Raw genomic sequence first — 22,705 nt, 5'->3', positions numbered from 1 at the left:
CGCTTGTCTTGCTTGCATCGTCGCGAGAGGAGCGCCCGGAGTTATGGGCAAGATCAAGGTTCAGGGCACCGTCGTCGAGCTCGACGGCGACGAGATGACCCGGATCATCTGGCAGTTCATCAAGGACAAGCTGATCCACCCGTACCTGGACGTCACCCTTGAGTACTACGACCTGGGCATCGAGCACCGGGACGCCACGGACGACCAGGTCACGATCGACGCCGCCAACGCCATCAAGAAGCACGGCGTCGGCGTCAAGTGCGCGACCATCACCCCCGACGAGGCCCGCGTCGAGGAGTTCGGCCTGAAGAAGATGTGGGTCTCGCCGAACGGCACGATCCGCAACATCCTCGGCGGTGTCGTCTTCCGCGAGCCGATCATCATCTCGAACGTCCCGCGCCTCGTCCCCGGCTGGACCAAGCCGATCATCATCGGCCGTCACGCGCACGGTGACCAGTACAAGGCCACCAACTTCAAGGTGCCCGGCGCCGGCAAGCTCACGATCACGTTCCAGCCGGAAGACGGCTCGGAGCCGATCGAGCACGTCGTCACCGAGTTCCCGGCGGAGGGCGGTGTGGCGATGGGCATGTACAACTACAACAAGTCCATCGAGGACTTCGCCCGCGCCTCGTTCTCCTACGGCCTGCAGCGGGGCTACCCCGTCTACATGTCGACGAAGAACACGATCCTGAAGGCCTACGACGGCGCCTTCAAGGACATCTTCCAGCGCGTGTTCGACGAGGAGTTCAAGGCGGAGTTCGACGCCAAGGGCCTCACCTACGAGCACCGCCTCATCGACGACATGGTCGCCGCGGCCATGAAGTGGGAGGGCGGCTACGTCTGGGCGTGCAAGAACTACGACGGTGACGTCCAGTCCGACACGGTCGCGCAGGGCTTCGGCTCGCTCGGCCTGATGACGTCGGTCCTGATGACGCCGGACGGCAAGACGGTCGAGGCCGAGGCCGCGCACGGCACCGTGACGCGTCACTTCCGCCAGCACCAGGCCGGCAAGCCGACCTCCACGAACCCCATCGCGTCGATCTTCGCGTGGACCCGTGGCCTCATGCACCGCGGCAAGCTGGACAACACCCCCGAGGTGATCCGCTTCGCCGAGGCGCTGGAGGAGGTCGTGATCGAGACGGTCGAGGCCGGTCAGATGACCAAGGACCTCGCCCTGCTCGTCGGCCCGGACCAGGCGTGGCTGACCACCGAGGACTTCCTCGGTGCGCTCGACGAGAACCTCAAGAAGAAGATGGCGTCGTTCTGACGTTCGCCTGATTCGAGTACGTCCGAAGGCCACCCCGGTCACGCCGGGGTGGCCTTTCGCGTTGTGTGTCACCCGACCGGTTCCTCTTGCGGGTGGTTGCCGCGCCGACACCTCTTTTTGGGCTCTTGAGCCGCTATATCTGCAGGTCCAGGCAGTGCGGTTCTCGGAGGCGGCGATGTTGGGTGTTCCGGTCAGGGGTCTGATCGTGATTGGTGTGCTCGGCGTCGCCGGGGTGATGTTCCTGGTCAACGGCGGCAAGCCGATCGGCAGCGACAAGGCGTCGGGGCCCTGCAAGATCACGGTGACCGCGGACATCCTCAACGTCCGGTCCGGGCCCGGTGACATGCAGCCGATCGTCTCGACGATGCAGCGCGACGCGGTGGCCGACGCCCAGCCGCGCGTCGAGAGCGGCTACCGGATGCTGAGCGACCGGCGCTGGGTGAGCACGCAGTTCGTCGCACTGACCAGCGACTCGACCTGCACATGAGGGACGCTCCGAAATTCCAGGTGATTCCCGGTCTGGAAAGGCCTTTCCAGCTCGGGTGGGCGTTCCTAGGATGGTTCCGGGCGGACTAGGCAGGACGGCCCAGAACGCGCCGCCACGTGTTCGAACTGCGTTGCGGCGAAGGGGCGTATCCAGGTGGCGGTCGCGAGTTTCCCGTCGTCTTCCAGCACGGCGTCTGACCGCAAGCGCGAGCTCACAGTTCTGAGGCGTGTGCTTGAGGAGGCGGCCTCGGGCGTGCCTTCGGTCGTGTGCGTCGAGGGCCGCGTGGGCATGGGCAAGACCTCGGTGCTGGCCGAGACCGTGCGGATGGCTCGTTCGCTTGGGTTCGAGGTGTTCCGCGCGCAGTGTTCGGTGTCGGAGTCGCGCTTCCGGTTCGGCGTGGTCGCGCAGCTCTTCGAGAGCGAGGCCGACGAGATCCTCGACGGGGACGCTGATCAGGCCGTGCTGCACCGCCTGCACCGGTTGGTGCGCGACGTGTCCGCTGGGTCGCCGGTGCTGCTGGCGGTGGACGATCTCGAGCAGGCCGACGCGCAGTCGTTGAACTTCCTGTCCTACCTGCGAAGACGGTTGGGCGAGCTGCCCGTCGCGGTGGTGGTGACGCGCGGGCTCGCTGTGGACGCGACGCCGTTGCTGCGCGAGGTGGTCGGCGACGCTGTCCGGGTCCGGCTGGCCGGTCTCGACCATGCGGCGTGCGGCCGGTTCCTGCGGGCGGTTTTTCCGAGCGGTGTCACGGACGAGGTCGTCGCCGAGTGGCGGGTGGCGACCTGCGGCAACCCGTATCTCCTCGGTCTGCGCCCACGCGACCTCGGCGAACGGTCCGGTGAGCTGGTCGCCCGGCTTGCTTCCGCCGGGCCGCAGGTGGTGGCGCTGGCACGGGCGTTCGCGGTGCTCGGTGAGGCGGATCTGGCGCTGGCGGGTGCGGCGGCCGGTCTCGGTGCCGAGGAGGCCGTGGCCGCCTCGCGAGCGTTGAGCGGCTTGGGTTTCGCGGGTGTGCCGATGGTGCTGACGACGTTGGCTGCGAGCACGACCGCGCTCGACAAGGCTCTGATCCACGCTCGTGCGGCGCGGTTCCGGCACGACGACCAGGCGCCGGTCGACGACGTGGCGGCGCATCTGCTGGAGGCCGCGCCGATCGGTGAGGACTGGGTGCGTGACGTGTTGCGGATCGCCGCCCGCCGGTCCACTTCGGACAGAGCGATCGCCTGTCTGCGCAGGCTTTTGCGCGAACCGCTGCCCGACGACCTGCGCGGTGAGGTGCTGGTCGAGCTGAGCGAGGCGCAGTCGCTGGTCGATCCAGGCGCTGCCCTGGCGTCGCTGAACAAGGCGGCGTCGGCGTCGATGGACGTGCTGGCGGAGGGGCGGATGGCGCTGCTGCTCGCCTACGACCTGGCCGGGCGGCGGATGTACCGGGACGCCGTCGCGAAGGTCGAGTCGGTGATCGCCAGGGTGTCCGGTGTCGACGCGGATCTGGCTCAGCGGCTGGACTTGTACGCGTTGTCCTTGGGGCTGGAGGAGTCGTACTTCTCCAGCGAGGTCGAGACGCGGATCGCGCGGCTGAGTGGCTCGCGGATGACTTCGGCGCGCAACGAGCGGTTTCTCCACACGTTGCTGGCGTACCGGGGTGCGACGATCGGTGTTTCTCCTGGGGAGACGCGGCGGCGGGTGCAGGCGTCGTTGCCGTTGCACATCGGTCGAGACCTGATCGACCAGTTCTCGTTCGCGCACCTGATCGTGGCGTTGATCGGCATCGACGAGTACGAGCTGGCCGACCGGCAGTGCGACGAGGCGTTGCGGGTGACGGCCGAGCGGGATCTGGCCGTGTGCGCGGCTTTGGTGCAGGGGCTGCGGTGTCATGTGGCACGGCGGCTCGGGGCGTTGCCTGCTGCGGAACAGCACGGCATGACCGCGTTGGAGAAGCTGGATGCGTTGGGGGTCAACCAGGACGGCAACGTGGTGATCGCCGTTGCCGGGCTGGTCGGCGCGTGGGTCGACACGGGTGCCACGGCGTCGGCGGTTCGCTTGGTGCGCGAACGCGAGCTGTCCGGCGATCTGCCGGAATACGCGCACTACCAAGCGCTTCTGCACCAGCGCGGCCGTCTGCACATGGCTCTCGGCGATCCGGTTTCGGCGTTGCGCGACCACCTCGACTGCGGCCGTCGGTTGGAACGCCGTGGCGCGCGCAACCCGGCCTTGCAGCCGTGGCGCTCGCACGCGGCGTTGGCGCACTTGGCGTTGGGGGAGCTGGACCAGGCTTTGAGGTTGGTGGCGCAGGAGCTGGAACTGGCGCGTGACTGGGGACTTGCCGTGCCGATCGGGGTCGCTTTGCGAGTTTCCGGTGTCGTGTCAGGGAGTGTGGCTCTGCTGGAGGAGGCCGTGTCGACACTGCGGGATTCGTCGGCACGCCTGGAGCTCGCGCGGGCGCTGATCGACTGGGGCGTGGCTCTGCGGACGTCCGGCCGTGGCCCGGAGGCGCTGGCGGCGTTGCGGCAGGGGCACGACGTGGCGAAGAGGTGCGGCGCGATCCCGTTGATGGGAGTGGCGGCACGGGAGCTGCGCGCGGCGGGAGGACGTCCGGCCCGCACGCCGTCGGGCTCGGTGCTGACCGCGCAGGAGGAACACGTCGTGCGCCGTGCCGTGCTCGGCCTGACGAACCGGCAAATCGCGGCCGAACTGTTCGTCACGCCCCGTGCCGTCGAACTTCACCTGACGCGTGCCTATCGGAAACTGGGAATTTCCGGCCGCCGCGATCTGGCCGCGGCATTGGAAAAGGCCGGCGCGTGAGGGCGACGCCGGCCTTTTCCCGCAGGCCTTACTTGATGACGATGATGCCCGACGCGACGATCTTGCCGTCGACCTTCTTGCCGTTGACGTTCACCGAGCCGCCGACCTTGAGCTCGCCGGAGATGAGCGTCTTCTTGACGTCGTAGTCCACGTCCACCGTCGTGGAGGCGTCGACCTTCACCTTGATGGACTTGCCCTTGACGATCGCGACGACCTCGCCGGTCACGGTCGCCGACGCCTCGGTCGACTGGCTGGTGGCCGGCGCGGCGATGGCCTGGGCGGCGCCGCCGAAGAGCACGGCGGTGGCGGCGAGACCGACGAGAACACCCTTGATCGCGTTCATTGTTTCTCCTTGATGCTTTGCTGCTTTGGGGAGATTTCCTGGGCCCGTTCGAAATCTGACGCATGATGATCCGCACGCTCAAGAGGTGTGTTCGAACTGTTCGTTCGCACCGAAGTGCCGGTTTGCATTGGGCAACGACTTCGGTGGCGTATGGCAAACTTGGGGCCATGTTGCGGAACATGTTTCGGTGGGGCCGGGGCAAGGACCTCGTCCCGTGCTCCTGCGAGCCCGAGTGGCGGGGCCTCTACACCGAGATCGACGGCCAGCGCCAGCTCGCGCTGCCCCGCGACGAGATGGCCACGATCGTCGGCTACCTGGACCTGACGGCGCACTGCGCGGGCTGCGGCGCGGAGTACCCGAAGCCGTGGGGACTGGCGTCCCAGTAGGCTGTTCGGTCGTGCTCACGGTCTCCACGATCAACGTCAACGGTCTGCGCGCCGCCGCCAAGAAGGGCTACCTCTCGTGGCTCGCCTCTTCTGCCGCGGATGTGGTGTGTCTGCAGGAAGTCCGCGCGGAACCGGACGAGCTGCCCGCTGAGGTCCACTCACCTCTTGGCTGGCACGGCGTCTACGCCCCGTCGTCGCTGAAGGGCCGCGCGGGCGTCGGGATCATGTCGCGCGTGGAGCCGACGTCGGTGCGCATCGGCTTCGGCACCGCGGAGTTCGAGTCCTCGGGCCGCTACGTGGAGATCGAACTGCCGGACGTCGTCGTGGCGTCCCTGTACCTGCCCTCCGGCGACGTCGGCACCGAGAAGCAGGACGAGAAGGACCGCTTCATGGCGGCCTTCCTGCCGTATCTGGTGTCGCTGCGGGAAAAGGCGGCCGTGTCGGGCCGTGAGGTGCTCGTGTGCGGCGACTGGAACATCGCGCACCGAGCCGAAGACCTGAAGGCCTGGAAGACGAACCAGAAGTCGTCCGGCTTCCTGCCCTACGAGCGCGAGTGGATGTCCTCGGTGTTCTCCTCCGGCTACACCGACGTGATGCGCTCGCTGCACCCGGACGCGGTCGGCCCGTACTCGTGGTGGTCCTACCGCGGCAAGGCCTTCGACAACGACTCGGGCTGGCGCATCGACTACCAGGTGGCGACGGACGGGCTGGCAGCGCGGGCTCAGTCCGCTGTGGTGGAGCGGGCGGCCACGTACGCGGAGCGCTGGTCGGACCACGCCCCGGTGACCGTTGTGTACGGAGACTGATGCTGGACCAGTGGCGCGCCGTCCTCGGCGAGGTTGCCGTGCCAGCACCAGCGGTCGACTGGGCGGCGGTGGAGGCCGGGCTCGGCACGGCGCTGCCGACGGACTACCGGGTGCTCGCAGACAACTATCCGACGCTCTGCATCGACAGCTTCCTGCACGTGTTCCACCCGGCGGCCGACTGGAGTCTGCGCGACCAGAACGAGGTCACGCTCGGGAGGATGCGCAGCCATCGGGAGGACTTCCCGGAGCTGTTCCCGCACCCGCTGTTCCCCGAGCCGGGTGGACTCCTGTCCTGGGGCTGTACGGACAACGCCGACGAGCTCCTCTGGCTGACCGTCGGAGAGCCCGACGAGTGGCCGGTGGTCGTGACCGACCGCGACGATTGGTACACGCACGACGGCGGGATGCTGAGCTTCCTCGGCGGCATGTTGCGCGGCGAGGTTCGGTGCCCGGTGCTGGGCACGCAGTTCCCGAGCGCCGGTTACACGGTCAAAGGTCAGTAGGCGCTGTACGCCGACTGACCCAGCCCGACCAGCCTTTATCGCTCTTGTCCCCCACCTGACGGCTCGATTTCACCTGCCAGCTCCCCGAATCTGAACATGATTCACCATCGATGAGATTCGGGGGCGGCTCATGACGGGGTTCAACCGGCGCACCTTCCTGACAGCCATGGGCGTGGGCGTGGCAGGCGTGCCACTGCTCGACAGCCAAGCGTTTGCGTTCACGGCCGGCACCACGCTCGACACCACTGCCGCGCCGATCGGCACCAGTGGCTACCGCAGGCTCGCAGCAGGTCCGGGGTGGCCCACGGTCGTGCGCAACGACCTGATCCAGGCCAAGTCGGGCCGCGAAGCCCGGCGAAACGCGCTGACCAGCTTCGTGCAGTTCAGCGACATGCACATCTGCGACGCCCAGAGCCCGCTCCGGTTCGAGTACCTGCACCCGATCATGGGGTCGAGCGCACACCGGCCGCAGGAAGCGCTCACCGCGCAAGGCTCGACCTCGCTCGTCAAACGCGTCAACGCCGTCAAGAGGGGCCCGCTCACCAACCGGCCTTTCGACTTCCTCATGACGACCGGCGACAACACCGACAACCACGAGAACATCGAGCTCGACTGGTTCCTCACGATCCTCAACGGCGGCCGCATCGCGCCCAACACCGGCGACGCGCGGTACGAGGGCGTGCAGAACGCGGGCATCAGCACGTTCTGGCAGCCGGATCTCACCGGCCAGGACGACTACAAGAAGGCAGGCTTCCCGCAGCTCAACGGGTTGCTCGACGCGGCGGTGCGCGAGTTCACCAGCCCCGGCCTGACCATTCCGTGGTTCTGCACGATCGGCAACCACGACGACAGCGTGGTCGGCGCGCTGCCGGACGGGCTGCTCGACAGCTGGTACACCGGCCGCAAGAAGATCGTCGGCTTCGGCGACCCGGTGCAGAACGCCAAGGTCGCGCAGGCCTTCAACGACCCGAAGGCGATCCCCGAGGCACTCGCCATCCTCGCGAGCGGGAGCGGCGTCGTCCGCACCGTCACGCCGGACGCGCGGCGCAGGCTGTTCGACACCAGCGAGTTCGTGCGCAAGCACTTGCCGACGGGTGGCCACGGCTACACGGACGCCAACGCGGACGGCACCGACGTCTTCTACACGTTCCGGATGGCACCCGGCGTGACCGGCATCAGCATGGACACCACGAACCTCGCCGGCTTCTCCGAGGGCTCGATCGGCCTGCACCAGCTCAACTGGATCGAGAAGATCCTCAAGCGCAACAGCTCGCTCTACTACGACTGGCTCGGCCGGGCGACCAGGCAAAACGTCACCGACGAGCTGTTCGTCCTGTTCAGCCACCACACGTCCAGGACGATGGGCAACGTGCTGCCGGACCGCCGCAGGCCGCTCGACCCGCGCATGAACGGCGACGCGCTCGTCAATCTGCTGCACCGGTTCCCGAACGTGCTGGCGTGGGTCAACGGCCACACGCACCGCAACGAGATCACGCCGCACCGGCACGACACGGCGTCCCGCAGCTTCTGGGAGATCAACACCGCCGCGCACGTCGACTACCCGCAGCACGCCCGCGTCATCGAGGTCGCGGACAACGGGGACGGCACGTTGTCGCTGTTCACGACGCTGTTGGAAGCCGACGCGCCGTATCAGGTGGACTACGACGACAGGTCCGACACGGGGCTGGCGAGCCTGTGCCGGGAGTTCACCTACAACGACATCCACGCGCGGACGAACCCGCTGGGCACACCGCTGGACCGGAACACGGAACTGCTGGTCAGCGTGCGCTGAGGAGATCCTTGCCACACCCTGATCGCGGTGATCAGGAATTTCGGCGGCCTAAGGTCGTTGACGTGGCAGTGGACATCTCGCTAACCCCACCGCAGCCCCGTCCGAGCGCGGCGGCCATGAGGCGTGCGCTGCGGCGGGCGGCTGACGGTGCTGTGCTCGACGCGACCGAGGCGGCCGTGCTGCTGCATGCGCGCGGGGAGGACCTCGATGCGCTGTTAGCGGCAGCCGGCAAGGTGCGTGACGCGCATCTGCTCGCCGAGGGGCGTCCCGGGGTCGTCACGTACAGCCGGTCGGTGTTCATCCCGCTGACCAGGCTGTGCCGCGACAGGTGTCACTACTGCACGTTCGCGACCGTGCCGCACAAGCTGCCCGCCGCGTTCCTCGAACGGGACGAGGTGCTGGCGATCGCCCGTGCCGGCGCCGAGCAGGGGTGCAAGGAAGCTCTGTTCACGCTCGGCGACCGGCCGGAGGACCGCTGGCCCCAGGCGAAGGAGTGGCTGGAGGCGCGCGGTTTCGAGTCCACTTTGGACTACGTGCGGGCCAGTGCCATCGCGGTGCTGGAGGAGACCGGCCTGCTGCCGCACCTCAACCCCGGCGTGCTGAGCTGGGAGGAGCTGCAGCGGCTGCGTCCCGTGGCGTCCAGCATGGGCATGATGCTCGAAACCACCGCTGAGCGGCTGTGGAGTGAGAAGGGCGGGCCGCACTACGGCAGCCCGGACAAGGACCCCGCCGTCCGCCTGCGGGTGCTGACCGACGCCGGACGCGTGAACGTGCCGTTCACCACCGGGATCCTGATCGGCATCGGTGAGAACCTGACCGAGCGCGCCGAGTCGTTGCTCGCGATGCGCCAGATCGCCAAGCAGTACGGGCACATCCAGGAAGTGATCATCCAGAACTTCCGCGCCAAGCCGGACACGGCGATGCGCGGCATGCCCGACGCCGACCTGACCGAGCTCGCCGCGACGATTGCCGTTGCGCGCCTGGTGATGCCGTCGACCGTGAGCGTGCAGGCGCCGCCGAACCTGGTCGGTGGGGAGTTCGGCCTCATGCTGCGTGCGGGCGTCGACGACTGGGGCGGCGTTTCACCGATCACGCCCGACCACGTGAACCCCGAGAAGCCGTGGCCGCAGGTCGACAAGCTCGTCGACATCACCCGCGAAGCCGGTTTCTCGTTGCAGGAAAGGCTGAACGTCTACCCGCGCTACGTCCGCGCGGCGGCGGGGCAGTGGATCGACACCCGGCTCACCGCGCACGTTTCCGCGCTGGCGCTGGAAAGCGGGCTCGCGAACCCGGACGCCGAGGTGGCCGGCCGCGAGTGGCAGGAGCCGGACGGCGGGCTCGACACCTACGGTCGCGCTGATCTGAACACCTCGATCGACACCGAGGGCCGCACGAGCGACCGCCGCGGCGACTTCGACGAGGTCTACGGTGACTGGGACGAGCTGAAGGTTCCCGTTGCGCCCCAACGACTTTCCGAAGACGTCCAACGTGGACTGAAGATCGCCGCGAACGACCCGGCCGCGCTGCTCGACGACACCGACGCCGCGATGGCCCTGCTCACCGCCGACGGCCAGGCGTTGGAAGAGATGGTGAAACTGGCCGACGACCTGCGTCGAGAGGTGGTGGGCGACGACGTCACGTACGTGGTCAACCGCAACATCAACTTCTCGAACGTCTGCTACGTCGGCTGCCGCTTCTGCGCCTTCGCGCAACGTGAACGGGACGCGGACGCGTTCCGGCTCTCGACCGAGGAGGTCGCCGACCGCGCGCAGGAGGCGTGGGACGACGGTGCCACCGAGGTCTGCATGCAGGGTGGCATCGACCCCAAGCTGCCGGTGACCTACTACGCCGACGTAGTGCGCGCGATCAAGAAGCGCATCCCCGAGATGCACGTGCACGCGTTCAGCCCGATGGAGATCGTGTCGGCCGCCGCGAAGGCCGGCGTGAGCGTCCGCGAGTGGCTGAGCGAGCTGAAAGAGGCCGGGCTCGACACGATTCCCGGTACCGCGGCCGAGATCCTCGACGACGACGTCCGCTGGGTGCTGACCAAGGGCAAGCTGCCGACAGCGACCTGGCTGGAGGTCGTCGGCACGGCCCATGAGCTGGGCATTCGTTCGTCCAGCACGATGATGTACGGCCACGTGGACCACCCCGGCCACTGGCTCACGCACCTTCGTGTGCTGGCGAACCTGCAGGACCGGACCGGTGGCTTGACGGAGTTCGTCGCGCTGCCGTTCGTGCACCGCAATGCCCCGATCTACCTGGCCGGAGTCGCTCGCCCGGGCCCCACCCGCCGCGACAACCGCGCCGTGCACGCGTTCGCGCGGCTGGCGTTGCACGGGCGCGTCGACAACATCCAGTGCTCGTGGGTCAAGCTCGGCGACGAGGGCACCGCGGAGATCCTCAACGGCGGCGCGAACGACATCGGCGGCACGTTGATGGAGGAGACCATCAGCCGCATGGCCGGGTCCGAACACGGGTCGGCGCGCACTGTGAGTGAGCTTGAGACCCTGGCTTCACTAGCAGGGCGTAACGCCTGTCAGCGGACTACGACATATGGCCGAGTGCGAACCGATCTCCGGTGACCGATAGTCTGACTTGGCGCATGGACGCTACCGGTGTTCGGTAGCTTGGCCGCCAATCAGTCAGCAAGGTTCACCCGTTCCGGGGTGGGTCTGTGCCTTGGGGAGGCTCGGCAAGTGCACGGCATGAGTCTGGTACTGAGCGCTGCGGTCGAGAGCAGCATGACCGGCACGAGTGCAGCTGGTCCCGTGGGCCTGATCGCGGTCACGGCGGGCGTCGGCGGCCTGGTGTACGGCCTGGTGAAGCGGCGCAAGCCGGCTCCGGTCGTCGCGGCGAACCAGCGCATCGACCTGGTTCCGCAGGACACCGCGCAGAACTGATTCGCCTGGTCTGAGAAGATTTCGTTCGTGTCCACGGAGAACGCGCCCGCAGAGCCCGTAAAGCGCCCTCGTGTCCTGTCCGGCATCCAGCCGACGGCCGGGTCGTTCCACCTCGGCAACTACCTGGGTGCGGTGCGGCAGTGGGTGGCGCTGCAGGAGGCCCACGACGCGTTCTACTGCGTCGTCGACCTGCACGCGATCACCGTGGAGCAGAACCCGAAGGAACTGCGCCAGAACACGCGCGTCTCGGCCGCTCAGCTCCTCGCGCTGGGCATCGACCCGGATCGGGCGACCCTGTTCGTGCAGTCGCACGTCCCGGAGCACGCCCAGCTCGGCTGGGTGATGCAGTGCCTCACCGGCTTCGGCGAGGCGTCGCGGATGACGCAGTTCAAGGACAAGTCCTCGCGCTCAGAGGCCGCGGTCGGCGTGGGCCTGTTCACCTACCCGATCCTGCAGGCCGCGGACATCCTGCTGTACCAGGCGCACTACGTCCCGGTCGGCGAGGACCAGCGCCAGCACCTGGAGCTGACCCGCGACCTGGCGACCCGCTTCAACTCGCGCTACGGCAAGACCTTCCGGCTGCCGGAGGCGTACATCGTCAAGGACACGGCCAAGATCTTCGACCTGCAGGACCCGACGGCGAAGATGAGCAAGTCGGTCCCCGGCGGCGTCGTCGAGCTGCTGGAGGACCCGAAGCGCTCGGCCAAGAAGATCCGCTCGGCCGTCACCGACACCGGCCGCGAGATCATCTTCGACGTCGAGAACAAGCCGGGCGTCTCGAACCTGCTGACGATCTACTCCGCCCTGACCGGCCGTTCCGTCGAGTCGCTGGTGGCGGACTACGACGGCAAGGGCTACGGCGACCTGAAGAAGGACCTCGGCGAGGTCTTCACCGAGTGGGTCACGCCGGTGCAGGAACGCGTCCGCATGTACCTCGACGACGTGGCCTCGCTGGACAAGATCCTGGCCCGTGGTGCCGAGCGGGCCCGCGAGGTCGCGGCCGGCACGTTGCGCCGTACGTACGACAAGATCGGGTTCGTTCTGCCCGAGTAGTGCACTTGCACTAGCGTTCCTGTCGTGGACAAGTGGCGGCGGAAGTACGCGTGGCTGGACCACATCATGCTGGCCTACGAGCGCTTCACGGAGCGCTACGGCACCCACTACGCGGCTGCCGTGACGTACTTCAGCGTGCTGTCGCTGGTGCCGATCCTGATGATCGGCTTCGCGGTGGCCGGCTTCGTGCTGCAGTCGCAGCCGGACCTGCTGGACCAGCTGCGTTCCGCGATCGCCGAGGCCATCCCGGACAAGAACCTGGTCGAGCAGATCAACCAGGCCGTGGACACCGCGCTGGACTCCAAGGGCACGGTCGGCATCATCGGCCTGCTCGGTGCCGCCTACTCCGGCCTGGGGTGGATGGGCAACCTCCGCGACGCCCTGACGGCGCAGTGGGGGCACAACAAGGAGAACCTGCCGTTCCTCGGGACGTTGTGGCGGGATCTGCTCGCGCTGATCGGTCTGGGGCTCGCGATCGTGCTGTCGATCGGCATCACCGTCGTCGGCACCGGGTTCGCCGAGAACGTCCTGGACTGGCTGGGCCTCGAGAAGGCCGGCTGGGCGCTCGTCCTCGTGAAGATCGTCGCGATCATCCTGTCGCTGCTGGCGAACTGGATGGTGTTCCTCTGGGTGCTCGCCCGGTTGCCGCGCAAACCGGTGGGCTGGCGCAGTGCGTTGCGCGGGGCTTTCGCCGCGGCCATCGGGTTCGAGGTGTTGAAGCAGGCCGCGACGATCTTCCTGTCGTTCGTGACCCGCTCGCCCACTTCCGCGGCTTTCGGGTCGGTGATCGGTGTTCTGGTGTTCGCGAACCTGGTGGCGCAGTTCTTGCTGTTCATCACGGCGTGGACCGCTACTGCTCGGGAGAACCGGGAGCCTGAAGTGGTTCCGGCGCCGCCACCTGCGGTGATCTCTCCGGTGGTGTCGGTGCGGAGTGGACCTTCGCCGTCGTTGATGCTGGGGGCCGGGGCCCTGGTCGGGGCGCTGCTCGGCCTTCGGTGGAAGAAGCGCTAGATGTCCGCTCATCAGGTCGGTTCCACGATTTTCACCGGCGGTCTCGGCCGGGCAGCGGCTGCCGCGTGCGCCCTCTTCAGCTCCCGCGCCACCGCGTCCGGCTTGTCCCGCAACCGGGTCGGCAGCGTCTGAACGACAAGAACTCCCGCAGCGGCGTACCTGCTGTTCCGCGCGAGGGTTCTTTCGTAGTCGCGCACCCCGTAGTGGAACGCCTTCGAGTCGATCTCCCAGGCGAGGCCCACGTCGTCGAACCAAGCGTCCGGCCTGGCGATGATCAGGCCGTCGGCATCGGCGATCGTGACGTTCCAGTGCGGCGTGGTCAGCCGGATCCGCCGGGAGAGGCGGCGCGCATCCCGCTCGGCCACCGACTCGGCGCGGCCCAGTTCCTTCAGGACCGTGCGGACCAGCTTCGTGCCGTAGCGGTTGGTGCGGGCCTCCGCGGCGAGGCTCTCCGGCGTGCAGCGGCCCCGCTGGATCGCCGCGGCCACCAAAGCCGTGACGGCGTCGGTGGAACGCAACCGGCGGCACGCGTCGACCACGGCTCGGGACGCGGACACGGCTGGGAAGCCGCCCACCTCCGAAGAAGAAGGCATCGGCGAGGCTCGTTCGGTGATCAGTGCGCCGGAGCCCGCGGTGCGGCCTGGCACCAGGACGTGGATCTCGGTGCCGGAGGCGGGCAGGCCGTGCCTGCGGCAGGCTTCGGCGCCGGTCAGGACGGCGCCTGGGCCTGCGCGCAGCAGAGCGGCGGTGACCTGTTGGTCGCGCGTGGGCGGGCCGTTGTGCAGCAGCACCACGCCTGGGTGCATGCGCTGCCACGGCCCGCCCGGCTCGCAGCGGCGCCAGGGGTTCGCGACCCCCAGCGTTTTCAACGTGGAGGCGGTGATGACGCCTAGTTCGCTGCGTTCGCGCAGGTGTTCGATGAGCACGAAGCCAGTGTGACGAACACCACCGACAGTCAGCGGCGGGCCGCCGGCCTCCTGCGGTCGAGCAGGAGCAGGAGTACGCCCGCTACGCCGAGCAGGACGCCCATGAGCAGCAGCCAGCCGATGCTGGAGCCCGTGTTCGCGAGGCGGTTGTCCTCGTGGCGGGGCGGCGTCGTGACCGGTGGGGTCGTGACCGGCGGCTTGGTCGTCGTGGTGACCGGCGGAGTCGTCGTCACCGGAGTTGTGGTGGTCGTCGACGTCGAGGTCGGCGGCGTGGTCGTCGTGGTGGACGAGGTCGTCGTCGAGGAAGACGTCGTCGTGGACGTGGTCGTGCCGGTCGTGCTCGTGGTGGTGCTGGTCGTGGTGCACGGAGTCGTCGTGGTGGTGGACGTGGTCGTGGTCGTCGAGGTGTCGTCACCTCTCGGAACCGGCGCGCCGCGACCTGGACGGTCTTTCGGGCACCACGCCTTCACACAGACGCGGTGGTCACCGGAGGCCTCGGCCTCCGGACCCGCACCTTGCAGAGCGACGACCGTCAGCACCGCGGCTGCTACGAGCACACCGATGTAGGCGATACGGGACATGTACCGATGGTTCGCCCACGAACGGAGCACCGCACGCGCAGTGGGCGGACGTCACCCACGCGTGCACCCGATATCCCTCGATCAGGTCCAGAAGACCGCGATGCCCACGTTGAGCACAACGAGCGACGCGGCGGTCGGCAGCAGCCAGGACGGCGCCTTGGGTTTGCTGACGTTGATCGCCACGACGGCGGCGATGGCCACGACGACCAGCAGCTTCACGCCGATCTTGATGTGGTTGTAGGAGACCGAGTCGACCAGCGGGTCGATGCCGACCAGCGCGACACCCGTCAGCAGCTGCAGAGCCGCGCCGTGCAGCCAGCCCTTGTTGACCGGCGCGTCCTTGCCGGCCCTGGCCTGCAACATGATCATCGCGACGAGCATGCCCATGCCCAGCAGGTGCAGGAACACCAGCAGCAGGCGTACGAACTCCACAGCGTTTTCCTATCGACGTCGAGTGGCCAGGAACCCGCGCACGCCCAGCACTCCGATGACGGTGCCGAACACGAGCGAGGCGATCACGAGCACCAGGTGCACCGTGAAGAAAGCGGTAGGTCCGTCGCTGAACGAACGCGGGTCTTTCCAGATGTTCTTCAGGAACGTGGGCCAGATCACCCACGACCAGATCCCGAATGCCACCAGGAAGAGTGACATCGGGCGCGAGAGCTTCACGTTCACCAGTATCGGACGTGGTGCGTGCAAGCCGCTAAACGGGGGTGGATAGCCTGGGGGGCGTGCCCTTCACCAAACGGCTCATCGTCGCCCTGGTCCTAGCAACGGCCACAGCCGCGTTCGCCGCACCGACCGGCACCGCACAGCAGGCCGCCGGCTCGGCTCAGTGCGCCAACCGCGAGACCCCGCCGCCCCCGGTGGACACGTCCGAGCAGCCTGCGCCCGGCGTGAAGGCCCCGCCCGCGCTCGACGTGCCGGAGAAGCCGATCGGTGGCGACCGGCTGGGCGAGTGCGGCCTGATCCTGCCGCCGAACCAGGCCCAGCCCCCGAGCGGCATCACGGCCGCGTCGTGGATGCTCGCGGACATGGACAGCGGCGCCGTCATCGCCGCGTACGACCCGCACGGCCGTCAGCGCCCCGCGAGCGTCATCAAGGTGCTGCTCGCGATGGTCGTCGCCAAGGAGCTGCGCGGCGACGTCGTCGTCACCGCGTCCGCCGAGGACACGCAGCAGGAGTGCACCTGCGTCGGCCTCAAGGACGGCGGCCAGTACACGGTTCGCCAGCTGCTGCAGGGCCTGCTGCTGACGTCGGGCAACGACGTGGCGCACACGCTGGCCCGCCAGCTCGGCGGCGTCCCGAACGCCCTGCGCAAGATGAACGCCATGGCGAAGGAGCTCGGCGCCCTCGACACCCGCGCCCAGACCCCGTCCGGCCTCGACGCCCCCGGCACCAGCACGTCGGCCTACGACGTCGCTCTGATCTTCCGCGGCGCCATGAAGTACGACGAGTTCGCCCAGGCCGTCAAGCTCCCGCAGGCGCAGTTCCCGGGCCGCAACGGCGGCACGATCATGCTGACCAACGACAACCGCCTGATGGCGAACTACGAAGGCGCCATCGGCGGCAAGACGGGCTTCACCGACGACGCGCAGCACACCTACGTGGGCGCCGCCGAACGCAACGGCCGCCGTCTCGTCGTCGTGCTGCTGCGCGGCCAGCAACAGCCCACGCACATCACGAACCAGGCCGCCAAGCTGCTCGACTACGGCTTCGGCATGGGCCCCGGCGGCGTCGGCAAGCTCGTCGACGGCGCACCGCAGCCCAAGGCGAACGTCGTCCCGACCCAGGGCAACGACACCAACTCGGACGTGGCCGCCGCCGACCCCGGCGACGCGGGCCGCCCGACGCCCACCGCGTTCGGCACCGTCGGCCTCCCGATCACGGCCATCGCGGGCATCGGCCTGCTCGCCGCGGTGTTCCTCTACATCCGCAACAAGCGGGCCAAGGCGGCCAGGGCACGCCGCCAGGCCGCGCAGGCGCCACAGGGCGTCTGACCCACGTGACTACGAGCCTCCAGCGTTCGCGCTGGAGGCTCGTTCGCGTTCCGGGACCATCACGACCGTCAACGCCAGCACAGCGATGATCAACGCCATCGAGGTCACCACCGCGGCCGACGTGCCGAACCGGAAGAACACCGCGCTCAGCAACGCAACGCCGACGGTCGCGCCGAGCTGCTGCACCGCGTTCAGCAGCCCGGACGCCCACCCGGTCTCGTCCGGCGCCGCCACCGTCAACGCGTTGCCGAAGAACGGCACGGTGAACATGCCGAGACCGATTCCGGTCACGAGCAACGGCGCCGCCGTGAACGACACGGCGATTCCCGCCAGCCCGACCAGCACGAGCACGAGGCCCGCCCGCATCACGCGAGGCCCGAACCGAGGCACGAGCACGGACCCGGTGACCCACGATCCGATCGCGAGCCCCGCCGACCACGGCAACAGCGTGAGCGCGGCACCTGCCGGCGTCCTGCCCTCCCGCAGCTGCAGGAACAGCACCAGTACGAACACCAGCCCGTTCATCACCGCGAAGAACAGCAGCGAACCGGCGAGCGACGCGGGAAACACCTTGCCGCGCAACAGCCCGCCCAACTGTGGTCGGCCCGCAGCTCTGTCCTCGCGGATCAACGGGGCGACCGCCAGCACGGCCAGGCCGAGCGGCACGTTGACCAGGAACACCGACTGCCAGCCGAACGCCTCGGTCAGCAGTCCGCCCACAACCGGACCGCACAACGCGGACAGCGCCATCACCGGCCCGATCGTGCCGAGCGCCTTGGCCATCTCGTCCCCGGCGAACATCGCGCGGATCAGCCCGAACGTCTGCGGGATGATCAACGCGGCGGAAGCTCCTTGCACCGCACGCGCAGTAAGCAGCACCGCCACGTGCGGCGCCCACGCGCACAATACTGAGCACAGCACGAAGACGACCATGCCGATCACGAACACCCGCCGCCGCCCCAACACATCCCCGAGCCGGGCACCCGCGATCAGCAACAGCCCGAACGGCAGCGTGTAGCCGTTGGTGAGCCACTGCAACGCGGTGTCGCTCATTGAGAGCGAGGCACGGACCGCGGGTGCCGCGATCGGCATCACGGTGCTGTCGAACAGGTTCATCGCCTCGGCTAGCAGCAGCGCGGACAACGCGAGCCAGCGCCAGCGGTAGGTCTGTGTCATGTCCGCGAAGCTAGGTGTTCATGACCAGAACATCCGCAAAAGCGAGCCAGGCTGACTGATAATGCCAAGCATGAGCCTCGACGATCTCGATCGAGCCGTCCTCCACGCCCTGCACATCGACGGCCGCGTCCAGTTCAACCACGTCGCGGCAGTTCTCGGCACGTCACCGCAGACCGTCGCCAGGCGCTACCGCAAGCTCAAGGAGACCGGCGCGCTGCGAGTCGTCGGCATGATCGACGCCCGCAAGGCCGGCCAGGTCGAGTGGTTCCTGCGACTGGGCTGCACCCCGGACGCTGCGTTGCAGGTGGCCCGAGCACTGGCGAAGCGGCCGGACACGTCGTGGGTGCAGCTCACCTCGGGCGGCACCGAGATCTCCTGCGTCATCCGGGCGGCCAACGCACCGGAAGCCCTGCTGCTGCAACAGCTTCCGAAGACCCCGAAGGTCGTGTCGGTGTCCGCGCACTGCCTGCTGCGCTCGTTCGTCGGTGGCCCGGTCGGCTGGGCGGGCCGCGCGGACGTGCTCACCGCGGCACAAACAGCCGAGCTCACCCCGGCCTTCGAGCACCCCGAGCCCGAAGTGGACGAACGGCTCACCACCGCGCTGCACCAGGACGGCCGCGCCACGTTCGCCGACCTGGCCAAGGCCACCGGGTGGTCCGAGCCGACGGTGCGCCGCCGCGTCAACGGTCTGCGCGCGGCCGGAGTCCTCTACTTCGACGTCGACGTGGACTCGCACGCACTCGGCTTCACGGCCATGGCGGTCCTGTGGATGTCAGTGCAGCCAAAACGACTCGTCAAAGTTGCGGAAGCCCTTGCCCAGCAACCGGAAGTGGCGCTGGCGGCGATCACGACCGGCCCGGCGAACGTGCTCGCCAAGGTCGTCTGCCGCGACATCGACGCGCTCTACGAGTACCTGACTGAGCGAGTCGCCACGATCGACGGCATCGAGCGGATGGAGACCGCACCCGTGATCCACACCGTGAAACGGGCGGCCTAGAACGCGAAAGCGCCGCGCTCCCAACGGGAACGCGGCGCCTCGACGCAAACGATCAGACGCGCTTGAACAGCAGCGCGCGCTTCACTTCCTGGATCGCCTTCGTGACCTGGATGCCACGCGGGCACGCGTCGGTGCAGTTGAACGTGGTCCGGCACCGCCACACGCCGTCGATGTCGTTGAGGATGTCGAGCCGCTCCTCAGCGCCCTCGTCGCGCGAGTCGAAGATGAACCGGTGCGCGTTCACGATCGCGGCGGGGCCGAAGTACGAGCCCTCGGACCAGTACACCGGGCACGACGTGGTGCAGCAGGCGCACAGGATGCACTTCGTGGTGTCGTCGAACCGCTCGCGGTCGGCGGCCGACTGGATCCGCTCGCGCGTCGGCTCGTTGCCGTACGTCACGAGGTACGGCTTGACCGCGCGGAACGCCTCGAAGAAGGGCTCCATGTCGACGAGCAGGTCCTTGTTCACCGGCAGGCCCTTGATGGGCTCGATGGTGATCGTGGTGTGCTTGTCGCCCTTCTGCAGCAGGTCCTTCAGCAGGACCTTGCACGCCAGGCGGTTGACGCCGTTGATGCGCATCGCGTCGGAGCCGCAGATGCCGTGGGCGCAGGAACGGCGGAAGGTCAGCGTGCCGTCCACGTACCACTTGACGTAGTGGAGCAGGTTCAGCACGCGGTCCGACGGCAGCGCGGGAATGTCGAACGAGTCCCAGCGCGGCTCGTCGTCGAACTCCGGGTTGAACCGGCGGATCTTGACGGTGACTGTGACGGCGCCGTCCGGAACCGGCGGCTGGGAGCCGCGCGAGCCAGCAGAGGTTTCAGCGGTGGCGGTCATCAGTACTTGCGCTCCATCGGCTTGTACCGGGTAAAGGTGACGGGCTTGTAGTCCATGCGGATGTCCGCGGTCAGACCGTCGCCCTGCTTGTAGAACATGCTGTGGCGCATGAAGTTCGTGTCGTCGCGGTTCGGGTAGTCCTCGCGGGCGTGACCGCCGCGGGATTCCTTGCGCGCGAGCGCACCGTGCACGAGGACCTCGGCCAGCTCCAGCAGGAAGCCGAGCTCGACGGCCTCCAGCAGGTCCGTGTTGAAGCGCTTGCCCTTGTCCTGCACCTGGATGTGCGCGTAGCGCTCCTTCAGGGCCTGGACGTCGTGCAGCGCCTGCTTCAGCGTGTCCTCGGTGCGGTAGACGGACGCGTTGGCGTCCATCGTGGCCTGCAGCTCGGTGCGGATGTCCGCGACGCGCTCCTGGCCGTGCTCCGAGAGCACCAGCGCGACCTGGGCCTCGACGGCGGCGGCCGGGTTCTCCGGCAGCTCGACGTGCGAGTCACGCGACAGCGCGTACTCCGCGGCCGCGATGCCGGCGCGGCGGCCGAACACGTTGATGTCCAGCAGCGAGTTGGTGCCCAGGCGGTTCGCGCCGTGCACGGACACGCAGGCGCACTCACCCGCGGCGTACAGGCCCGGAACGACGTTGTCGTTGTCCCGCAGCACTTCGCCGTGGATGTTCGTCGGGATGCCGCCCATCGCGTAGTGCGCGGTCGGGTACACCGGGACGGGCTCGACGACCGGGTCGACCGCGAGGTACGTGCGGGCGAACTCGGTGATGTCCGGCAGCTTGGTCTCGAGGACCTCGGCGCCGAGGTGCGTGCAGTCGAGCAGCACGTAGTCCTTGTTCGGGCCGGCGCCACGGCCTTCCAGCACCTCCAGGGCCATCGAACGGGCCACGATGTCGCGTGGCGCCAGGTCCTTGATGGTCGGGGCGTAGCGCTCCATGAACCGCTCACCCGAGGCGTTGCGCAGGATCGCGCCCTCGCCGCGGGCACCCTCGGTCAGCAGGATGCCGAGACCGGCGAGGCCGGTCGGGTGGAACTGGTAGAACTCCATGTCCTCCAGGGGCAGGCCCTTGCGGAAGACGATGCCCATGCCGTCGCCGGTCAGCGTGTGGGCGTTCGACGTGGTCTTGAAGACCTTGCCGAAACCACCGGTCGCGAACACGACGGACTTGGCCTGGAAGACGTGGATCTCGCCGGTCGCGAGCTCGTAGGCGACGGCGCCGGTGCAGACCGGGCCGTTCTCCGTCTCGGTCAGGCAGATGTCGAGGACGTAGAACTCGTTGAAGAACTCGATGCCGTGCTTGACGCAGTTCTGGTACAGCGTCTGCAGGATCATGTGACCGGTGCGGTCCGCGGCGTAACAGGCGCGGCGCACGGCGGCTTCACCGTGGTTTCGCGTGTGGCCGCCGAACCGGCGCTGGTCGATCTTGCCCTCGGGCGTCCGGTTGAACGGCAGGCCCATCTTCTCCAGGTCGAGAACGGCGTCGATGGCCTCCTTCGCCATGATCTCGGCGGCGTCCTGGTCGACCAGGTAGTCGCCGCCCTTGATCGTGTCGAAGGTGTGCCACTCCCAGTTGTCCTCCTCGACGTTGGCGAGGGCGGCGCACATGCCGCCCTGTGCCGCGCCGGTGTGCGAACGCGTGGGGTAGAGCTTGGTGAGCACCGCGGTGCGGGCGCGCTGGCCGGACTCGATCGCCGCGCGCATTCCGGCACCACCAGCACCGATGATGATTACGTCGTACTTGTGGAACTGCATTGTGGTGGGCTCCCCGCGCGGGTCAGTTCGAGATGTTCGGGTCGAAGGTGAAGATCACGAACGTGCCGAGCGAGACGATCAGCACCATCGAGACGTAGAGCAGCATCTTCAACCAGAACCGGGTGGAGTCCTTGCGGGCGTAGTCGTTGATGACCGTCCGCACGCCGTTGCCGCCGTGGATCTGCGCGAGCCAGAGCATCGCGAGGTCCCAGAACTGCCAGAACGGGGACGCCCAGCGGCCGGCCACGAAGCCAAAGTTGATCTTGTGCACGCCGCCGTCGAGGATGTTCATGATGAACAGGTGGCCCAGGACCAGGACCACGAGCAGCAGGCCGGAAAGGCGCATGAACAGCCAGCTGTAGAGCTCGCCGTTGCTGCGGCGGGCCGCGGGGCGGCGCGGCTGGCGGGGCTTGTCGAGTGCGAGAGACATGGTCAGTGACCCCCAACCAGGTCGGAGATCGTGCGCTCCATCATGAAGTAGAAGCCGGGGATCATCACGACGACCCAGACGGCCAGCACGGTCCAGAGCATGACCCGCTGGTACTTGGCGCCCTTCTCCCAGAAGTCGACCAGCATGACCCGGATGCCGTTGAGCGCGTGGTAGAGCACCGCGCCGACGAGGCCGACCTCGAAGAGGTTGACGACCGGGTTCTTGTAGGTCTCGATCACCGAGTCGTACGCGTTCGGCGACACGCGCACGAGCGCGGTGTCGAGCACGTGGGTGAAGAGGAAGAAGAACGTGAGGACACCGGTGATCCGGTGGGCGACCCAGGACCACATGCCCAGATCACCGCGGTAGAGCGTCCCACCCCCTCGGGTGGTGCCCGACCGCTCGGGTGCGCCTGCGCTGGTCATGCGCCGCGGCCTCCAACGTCAGTGGTGGTGGTCGGCAAACAGTTCTTTCCGACCATGACCCGGAAATGCTAGTCCCGCACGTCGGAGGTGACCCAGCAGGCGCACCCGCTCTGTGATCGATGAGACACGCTGTCGATCGCCCAAGCGGTCTTGATCGATCCCGAAATGCGTCCCACTGAGCCGCTCGGTCGCCCGCACCAGCAGGTCGAAGCCCTTGCGCGGCTCGATGGT

At 68.1% G+C, this 22,705-nt stretch carries 24 protein-coding genes; 14 read left to right on the top strand and 10 right to left on the bottom strand.

The annotated features are described in order from the left end of the window. Positions 1-43 precede the first annotated feature (43 nt). The 3 genes from ABZX92_RS16185 to ABZX92_RS16175 all read left to right on the top strand — a co-directional run bounded on the left by ABZX92_RS16185 (position 44) and on the right by ABZX92_RS16175 (position 4,553). Positions 44-1,267, top strand: a complete 1,224-nt coding sequence (locus ABZX92_RS16185; protein ID WP_355559236.1) for an NADP-dependent isocitrate dehydrogenase — start codon at positions 44-46, stop codon at positions 1,265-1,267. A 154-nt stretch (positions 1,268-1,421) separates the two neighbouring features. Continuing rightward, positions 1,422-1,754 carry an SH3 domain-containing protein gene (locus tag ABZX92_RS16180; protein ID WP_355559233.1) on the top strand — a complete coding sequence of 111 codons (333 nt, stop codon included), beginning with the start codon at positions 1,422-1,424 and terminating at the stop codon, positions 1,752-1,754. A 153-nt stretch (positions 1,755-1,907) separates the two neighbouring features. Next, a complete protein-coding gene (locus tag ABZX92_RS16175) occupies positions 1,908-4,553 on the top strand; it encodes a LuxR family transcriptional regulator (RefSeq protein ID WP_355559230.1) in 2,646 nt (881 codons plus the stop codon). Positions 4,554-4,581: 28 nt separating this feature from the next. Here the strand turns inward: ABZX92_RS16175 and ABZX92_RS16170 are convergent, their stop codons facing one another. Continuing rightward, entirely contained in the window at positions 4,582-4,896 is a 315-nt protein-coding gene (locus ABZX92_RS16170; RefSeq protein ID WP_355559228.1) for a hypothetical protein, read from the bottom strand. Positions 4,897-5,075: 179 nt separating this feature from the next. Between ABZX92_RS16170 and ABZX92_RS16165 the strand changes: the two genes are divergently transcribed. The 8 genes from ABZX92_RS16165 (at position 5,076) to yhjD (ending at position 13,350) form a co-directional block, all read left to right on the top strand. Beyond that, positions 5,076-5,282, top strand: a complete 207-nt coding sequence (locus ABZX92_RS16165; RefSeq protein ID WP_355559225.1) for a hypothetical protein — start codon at positions 5,076-5,078, stop codon at positions 5,280-5,282. 11 nt (positions 5,283-5,293) lie between these two features. Continuing rightward, positions 5,294-6,088 carry an exodeoxyribonuclease III gene (locus ABZX92_RS16160; RefSeq protein ID WP_355559222.1) on the top strand — a complete coding sequence of 265 codons (795 nt, stop codon included), beginning with the start codon at positions 5,294-5,296 and terminating at the stop codon, positions 6,086-6,088. Further along, positions 6,088-6,591 (top strand): hypothetical protein, encoded by a 504-nt coding sequence (locus ABZX92_RS16155; protein ID WP_355559219.1) that lies wholly within the window; start codon positions 6,088-6,090, stop codon positions 6,589-6,591. The genes ABZX92_RS16160 and ABZX92_RS16155 overlap by 1 nt, the downstream gene beginning before the upstream one ends. Before the next feature lie 130 nt (positions 6,592-6,721). Next, positions 6,722-8,383: a TIGR03767 family metallophosphoesterase gene (locus ABZX92_RS16150; protein ID WP_355559216.1), complete on the top strand. Its 1,662-nt coding sequence runs from the start codon at positions 6,722-6,724 to the stop codon at positions 8,381-8,383. A gap of 62 nt (positions 8,384-8,445) precedes the next feature. Further along, a complete protein-coding gene (locus ABZX92_RS16145) occupies positions 8,446-10,968 on the top strand; it encodes a bifunctional FO biosynthesis protein CofGH (RefSeq protein WP_355559213.1) in 2,523 nt (840 codons plus the stop codon). 123 nt (positions 10,969-11,091) lie between these two features. Continuing rightward, on the top strand, positions 11,092-11,286 hold the full coding sequence (locus ABZX92_RS16140) for a hypothetical protein (RefSeq protein ID WP_355559211.1): 195 nt from the start codon (positions 11,092-11,094) through the stop codon (positions 11,284-11,286). Between the two features lie 27 nt (positions 11,287-11,313). Further along, positions 11,314-12,339, top strand: a complete 1,026-nt coding sequence (gene trpS, locus ABZX92_RS16135) for a tryptophan--tRNA ligase (protein WP_355559208.1) — start codon at positions 11,314-11,316, stop codon at positions 12,337-12,339. A gap of 24 nt (positions 12,340-12,363) precedes the next feature. Further along, the gene (gene yhjD, locus ABZX92_RS16130) at positions 12,364-13,350 is read left to right on the top strand and encodes an inner membrane protein YhjD (RefSeq protein ID WP_355559205.1); all 987 of its coding nucleotides are present in this window, start codon (positions 12,364-12,366) and stop codon (positions 13,348-13,350) included. 11 nt (positions 13,351-13,361) lie between these two features. On the opposite strand, the gene ABZX92_RS16125 is transcribed toward yhjD, so the two are convergent. Further along, a complete protein-coding gene (locus ABZX92_RS16125; protein ID WP_355559202.1) occupies positions 13,362-14,276 on the bottom strand; it encodes a hypothetical protein in 915 nt (304 codons plus the stop codon). A 102-nt stretch (positions 14,277-14,378) separates the two neighbouring features. On the opposite strand from ABZX92_RS16125, the gene ABZX92_RS16120 reads away from it, so the two are divergent. After that, positions 14,379-14,843, top strand: coding sequence for a hypothetical protein (locus tag ABZX92_RS16120; protein ID WP_355559200.1), 465 nt, complete (start codon positions 14,379-14,381; stop codon positions 14,841-14,843). A gap of 95 nt (positions 14,844-14,938) precedes the next feature. On the opposite strand, the gene ABZX92_RS16115 is transcribed toward ABZX92_RS16120, so the two are convergent. Beyond that, complete coding sequence (locus ABZX92_RS16115; RefSeq protein WP_355559198.1) at positions 14,939-15,289, bottom strand: hypothetical protein; 351 nt, start codon at positions 15,287-15,289, stop codon at positions 14,939-14,941. A gap of 9 nt (positions 15,290-15,298) precedes the next feature. Continuing rightward, the gene (locus tag ABZX92_RS16110) at positions 15,299-15,526 is read right to left on the bottom strand and encodes a hypothetical protein (protein ID WP_355559197.1); all 228 of its coding nucleotides are present in this window, start codon (positions 15,524-15,526) and stop codon (positions 15,299-15,301) included. A 62-nt stretch (positions 15,527-15,588) separates the two neighbouring features. Between ABZX92_RS16110 and ABZX92_RS16105 the strand changes: the two genes are divergently transcribed. Continuing rightward, the gene (locus tag ABZX92_RS16105; RefSeq protein ID WP_355559194.1) at positions 15,589-16,857 is read left to right on the top strand and encodes a D-alanyl-D-alanine carboxypeptidase family protein; all 1,269 of its coding nucleotides are present in this window, start codon (positions 15,589-15,591) and stop codon (positions 16,855-16,857) included. Between the two features lie 9 nt (positions 16,858-16,866). Here the strand turns inward: ABZX92_RS16105 and ABZX92_RS16100 are convergent, their stop codons facing one another. Then, complete coding sequence (locus tag ABZX92_RS16100; RefSeq protein WP_355559191.1) at positions 16,867-18,033, bottom strand: MFS transporter; 1,167 nt, start codon at positions 18,031-18,033, stop codon at positions 16,867-16,869. A 70-nt stretch (positions 18,034-18,103) separates the two neighbouring features. On the opposite strand from ABZX92_RS16100, the gene ABZX92_RS16095 reads away from it, so the two are divergent. Further along, the gene (locus ABZX92_RS16095; RefSeq protein ID WP_355559188.1) at positions 18,104-19,030 is read left to right on the top strand and encodes an Lrp/AsnC family transcriptional regulator; all 927 of its coding nucleotides are present in this window, start codon (positions 18,104-18,106) and stop codon (positions 19,028-19,030) included. Positions 19,031-19,082: 52 nt separating this feature from the next. Here the strand turns inward: ABZX92_RS16095 and ABZX92_RS16090 are convergent, their stop codons facing one another. From ABZX92_RS16090 to ABZX92_RS16070, 5 genes are all read right to left on the bottom strand, one after another. Then, entirely contained in the window at positions 19,083-19,865 is a 783-nt protein-coding gene (locus ABZX92_RS16090; protein WP_355559186.1) for a succinate dehydrogenase iron-sulfur subunit, read from the bottom strand. Beyond that, the gene (gene sdhA, locus ABZX92_RS16085) at positions 19,865-21,619 is read right to left on the bottom strand and encodes a succinate dehydrogenase flavoprotein subunit (protein ID WP_355559184.1); all 1,755 of its coding nucleotides are present in this window, start codon (positions 21,617-21,619) and stop codon (positions 19,865-19,867) included. The genes ABZX92_RS16090 and sdhA overlap by 1 nt, the downstream gene beginning before the upstream one ends. 22 nt (positions 21,620-21,641) lie before the next feature. Next, the gene (locus tag ABZX92_RS16080) at positions 21,642-22,055 is read right to left on the bottom strand and encodes a succinate dehydrogenase hydrophobic membrane anchor subunit (RefSeq protein WP_156213255.1); all 414 of its coding nucleotides are present in this window, start codon (positions 22,053-22,055) and stop codon (positions 21,642-21,644) included. After that, complete coding sequence (gene sdhC / locus ABZX92_RS16075) at positions 22,052-22,474, bottom strand: succinate dehydrogenase, cytochrome b556 subunit (RefSeq protein ID WP_355559181.1); 423 nt, start codon at positions 22,472-22,474, stop codon at positions 22,052-22,054. Before sdhC ends, ABZX92_RS16080 begins: the two co-directional genes overlap by 4 nt. Before the next feature lie 18 nt (positions 22,475-22,492). After that, on the bottom strand, positions 22,493-22,705 hold a 213-nt coding region (locus ABZX92_RS16070), incomplete at its 5' end, for a hypothetical protein (RefSeq protein ID WP_355559178.1).

Origin of the sequence: Lentzea sp. NPDC006480, from assembly GCF_040611995.1 — a bacterium.
Classification (GTDB): domain Bacteria; phylum Actinomycetota; class Actinomycetes; order Mycobacteriales; family Pseudonocardiaceae; genus Lentzea.
This window is presented reverse-complemented; position numbering and strand designations above follow the sequence as displayed.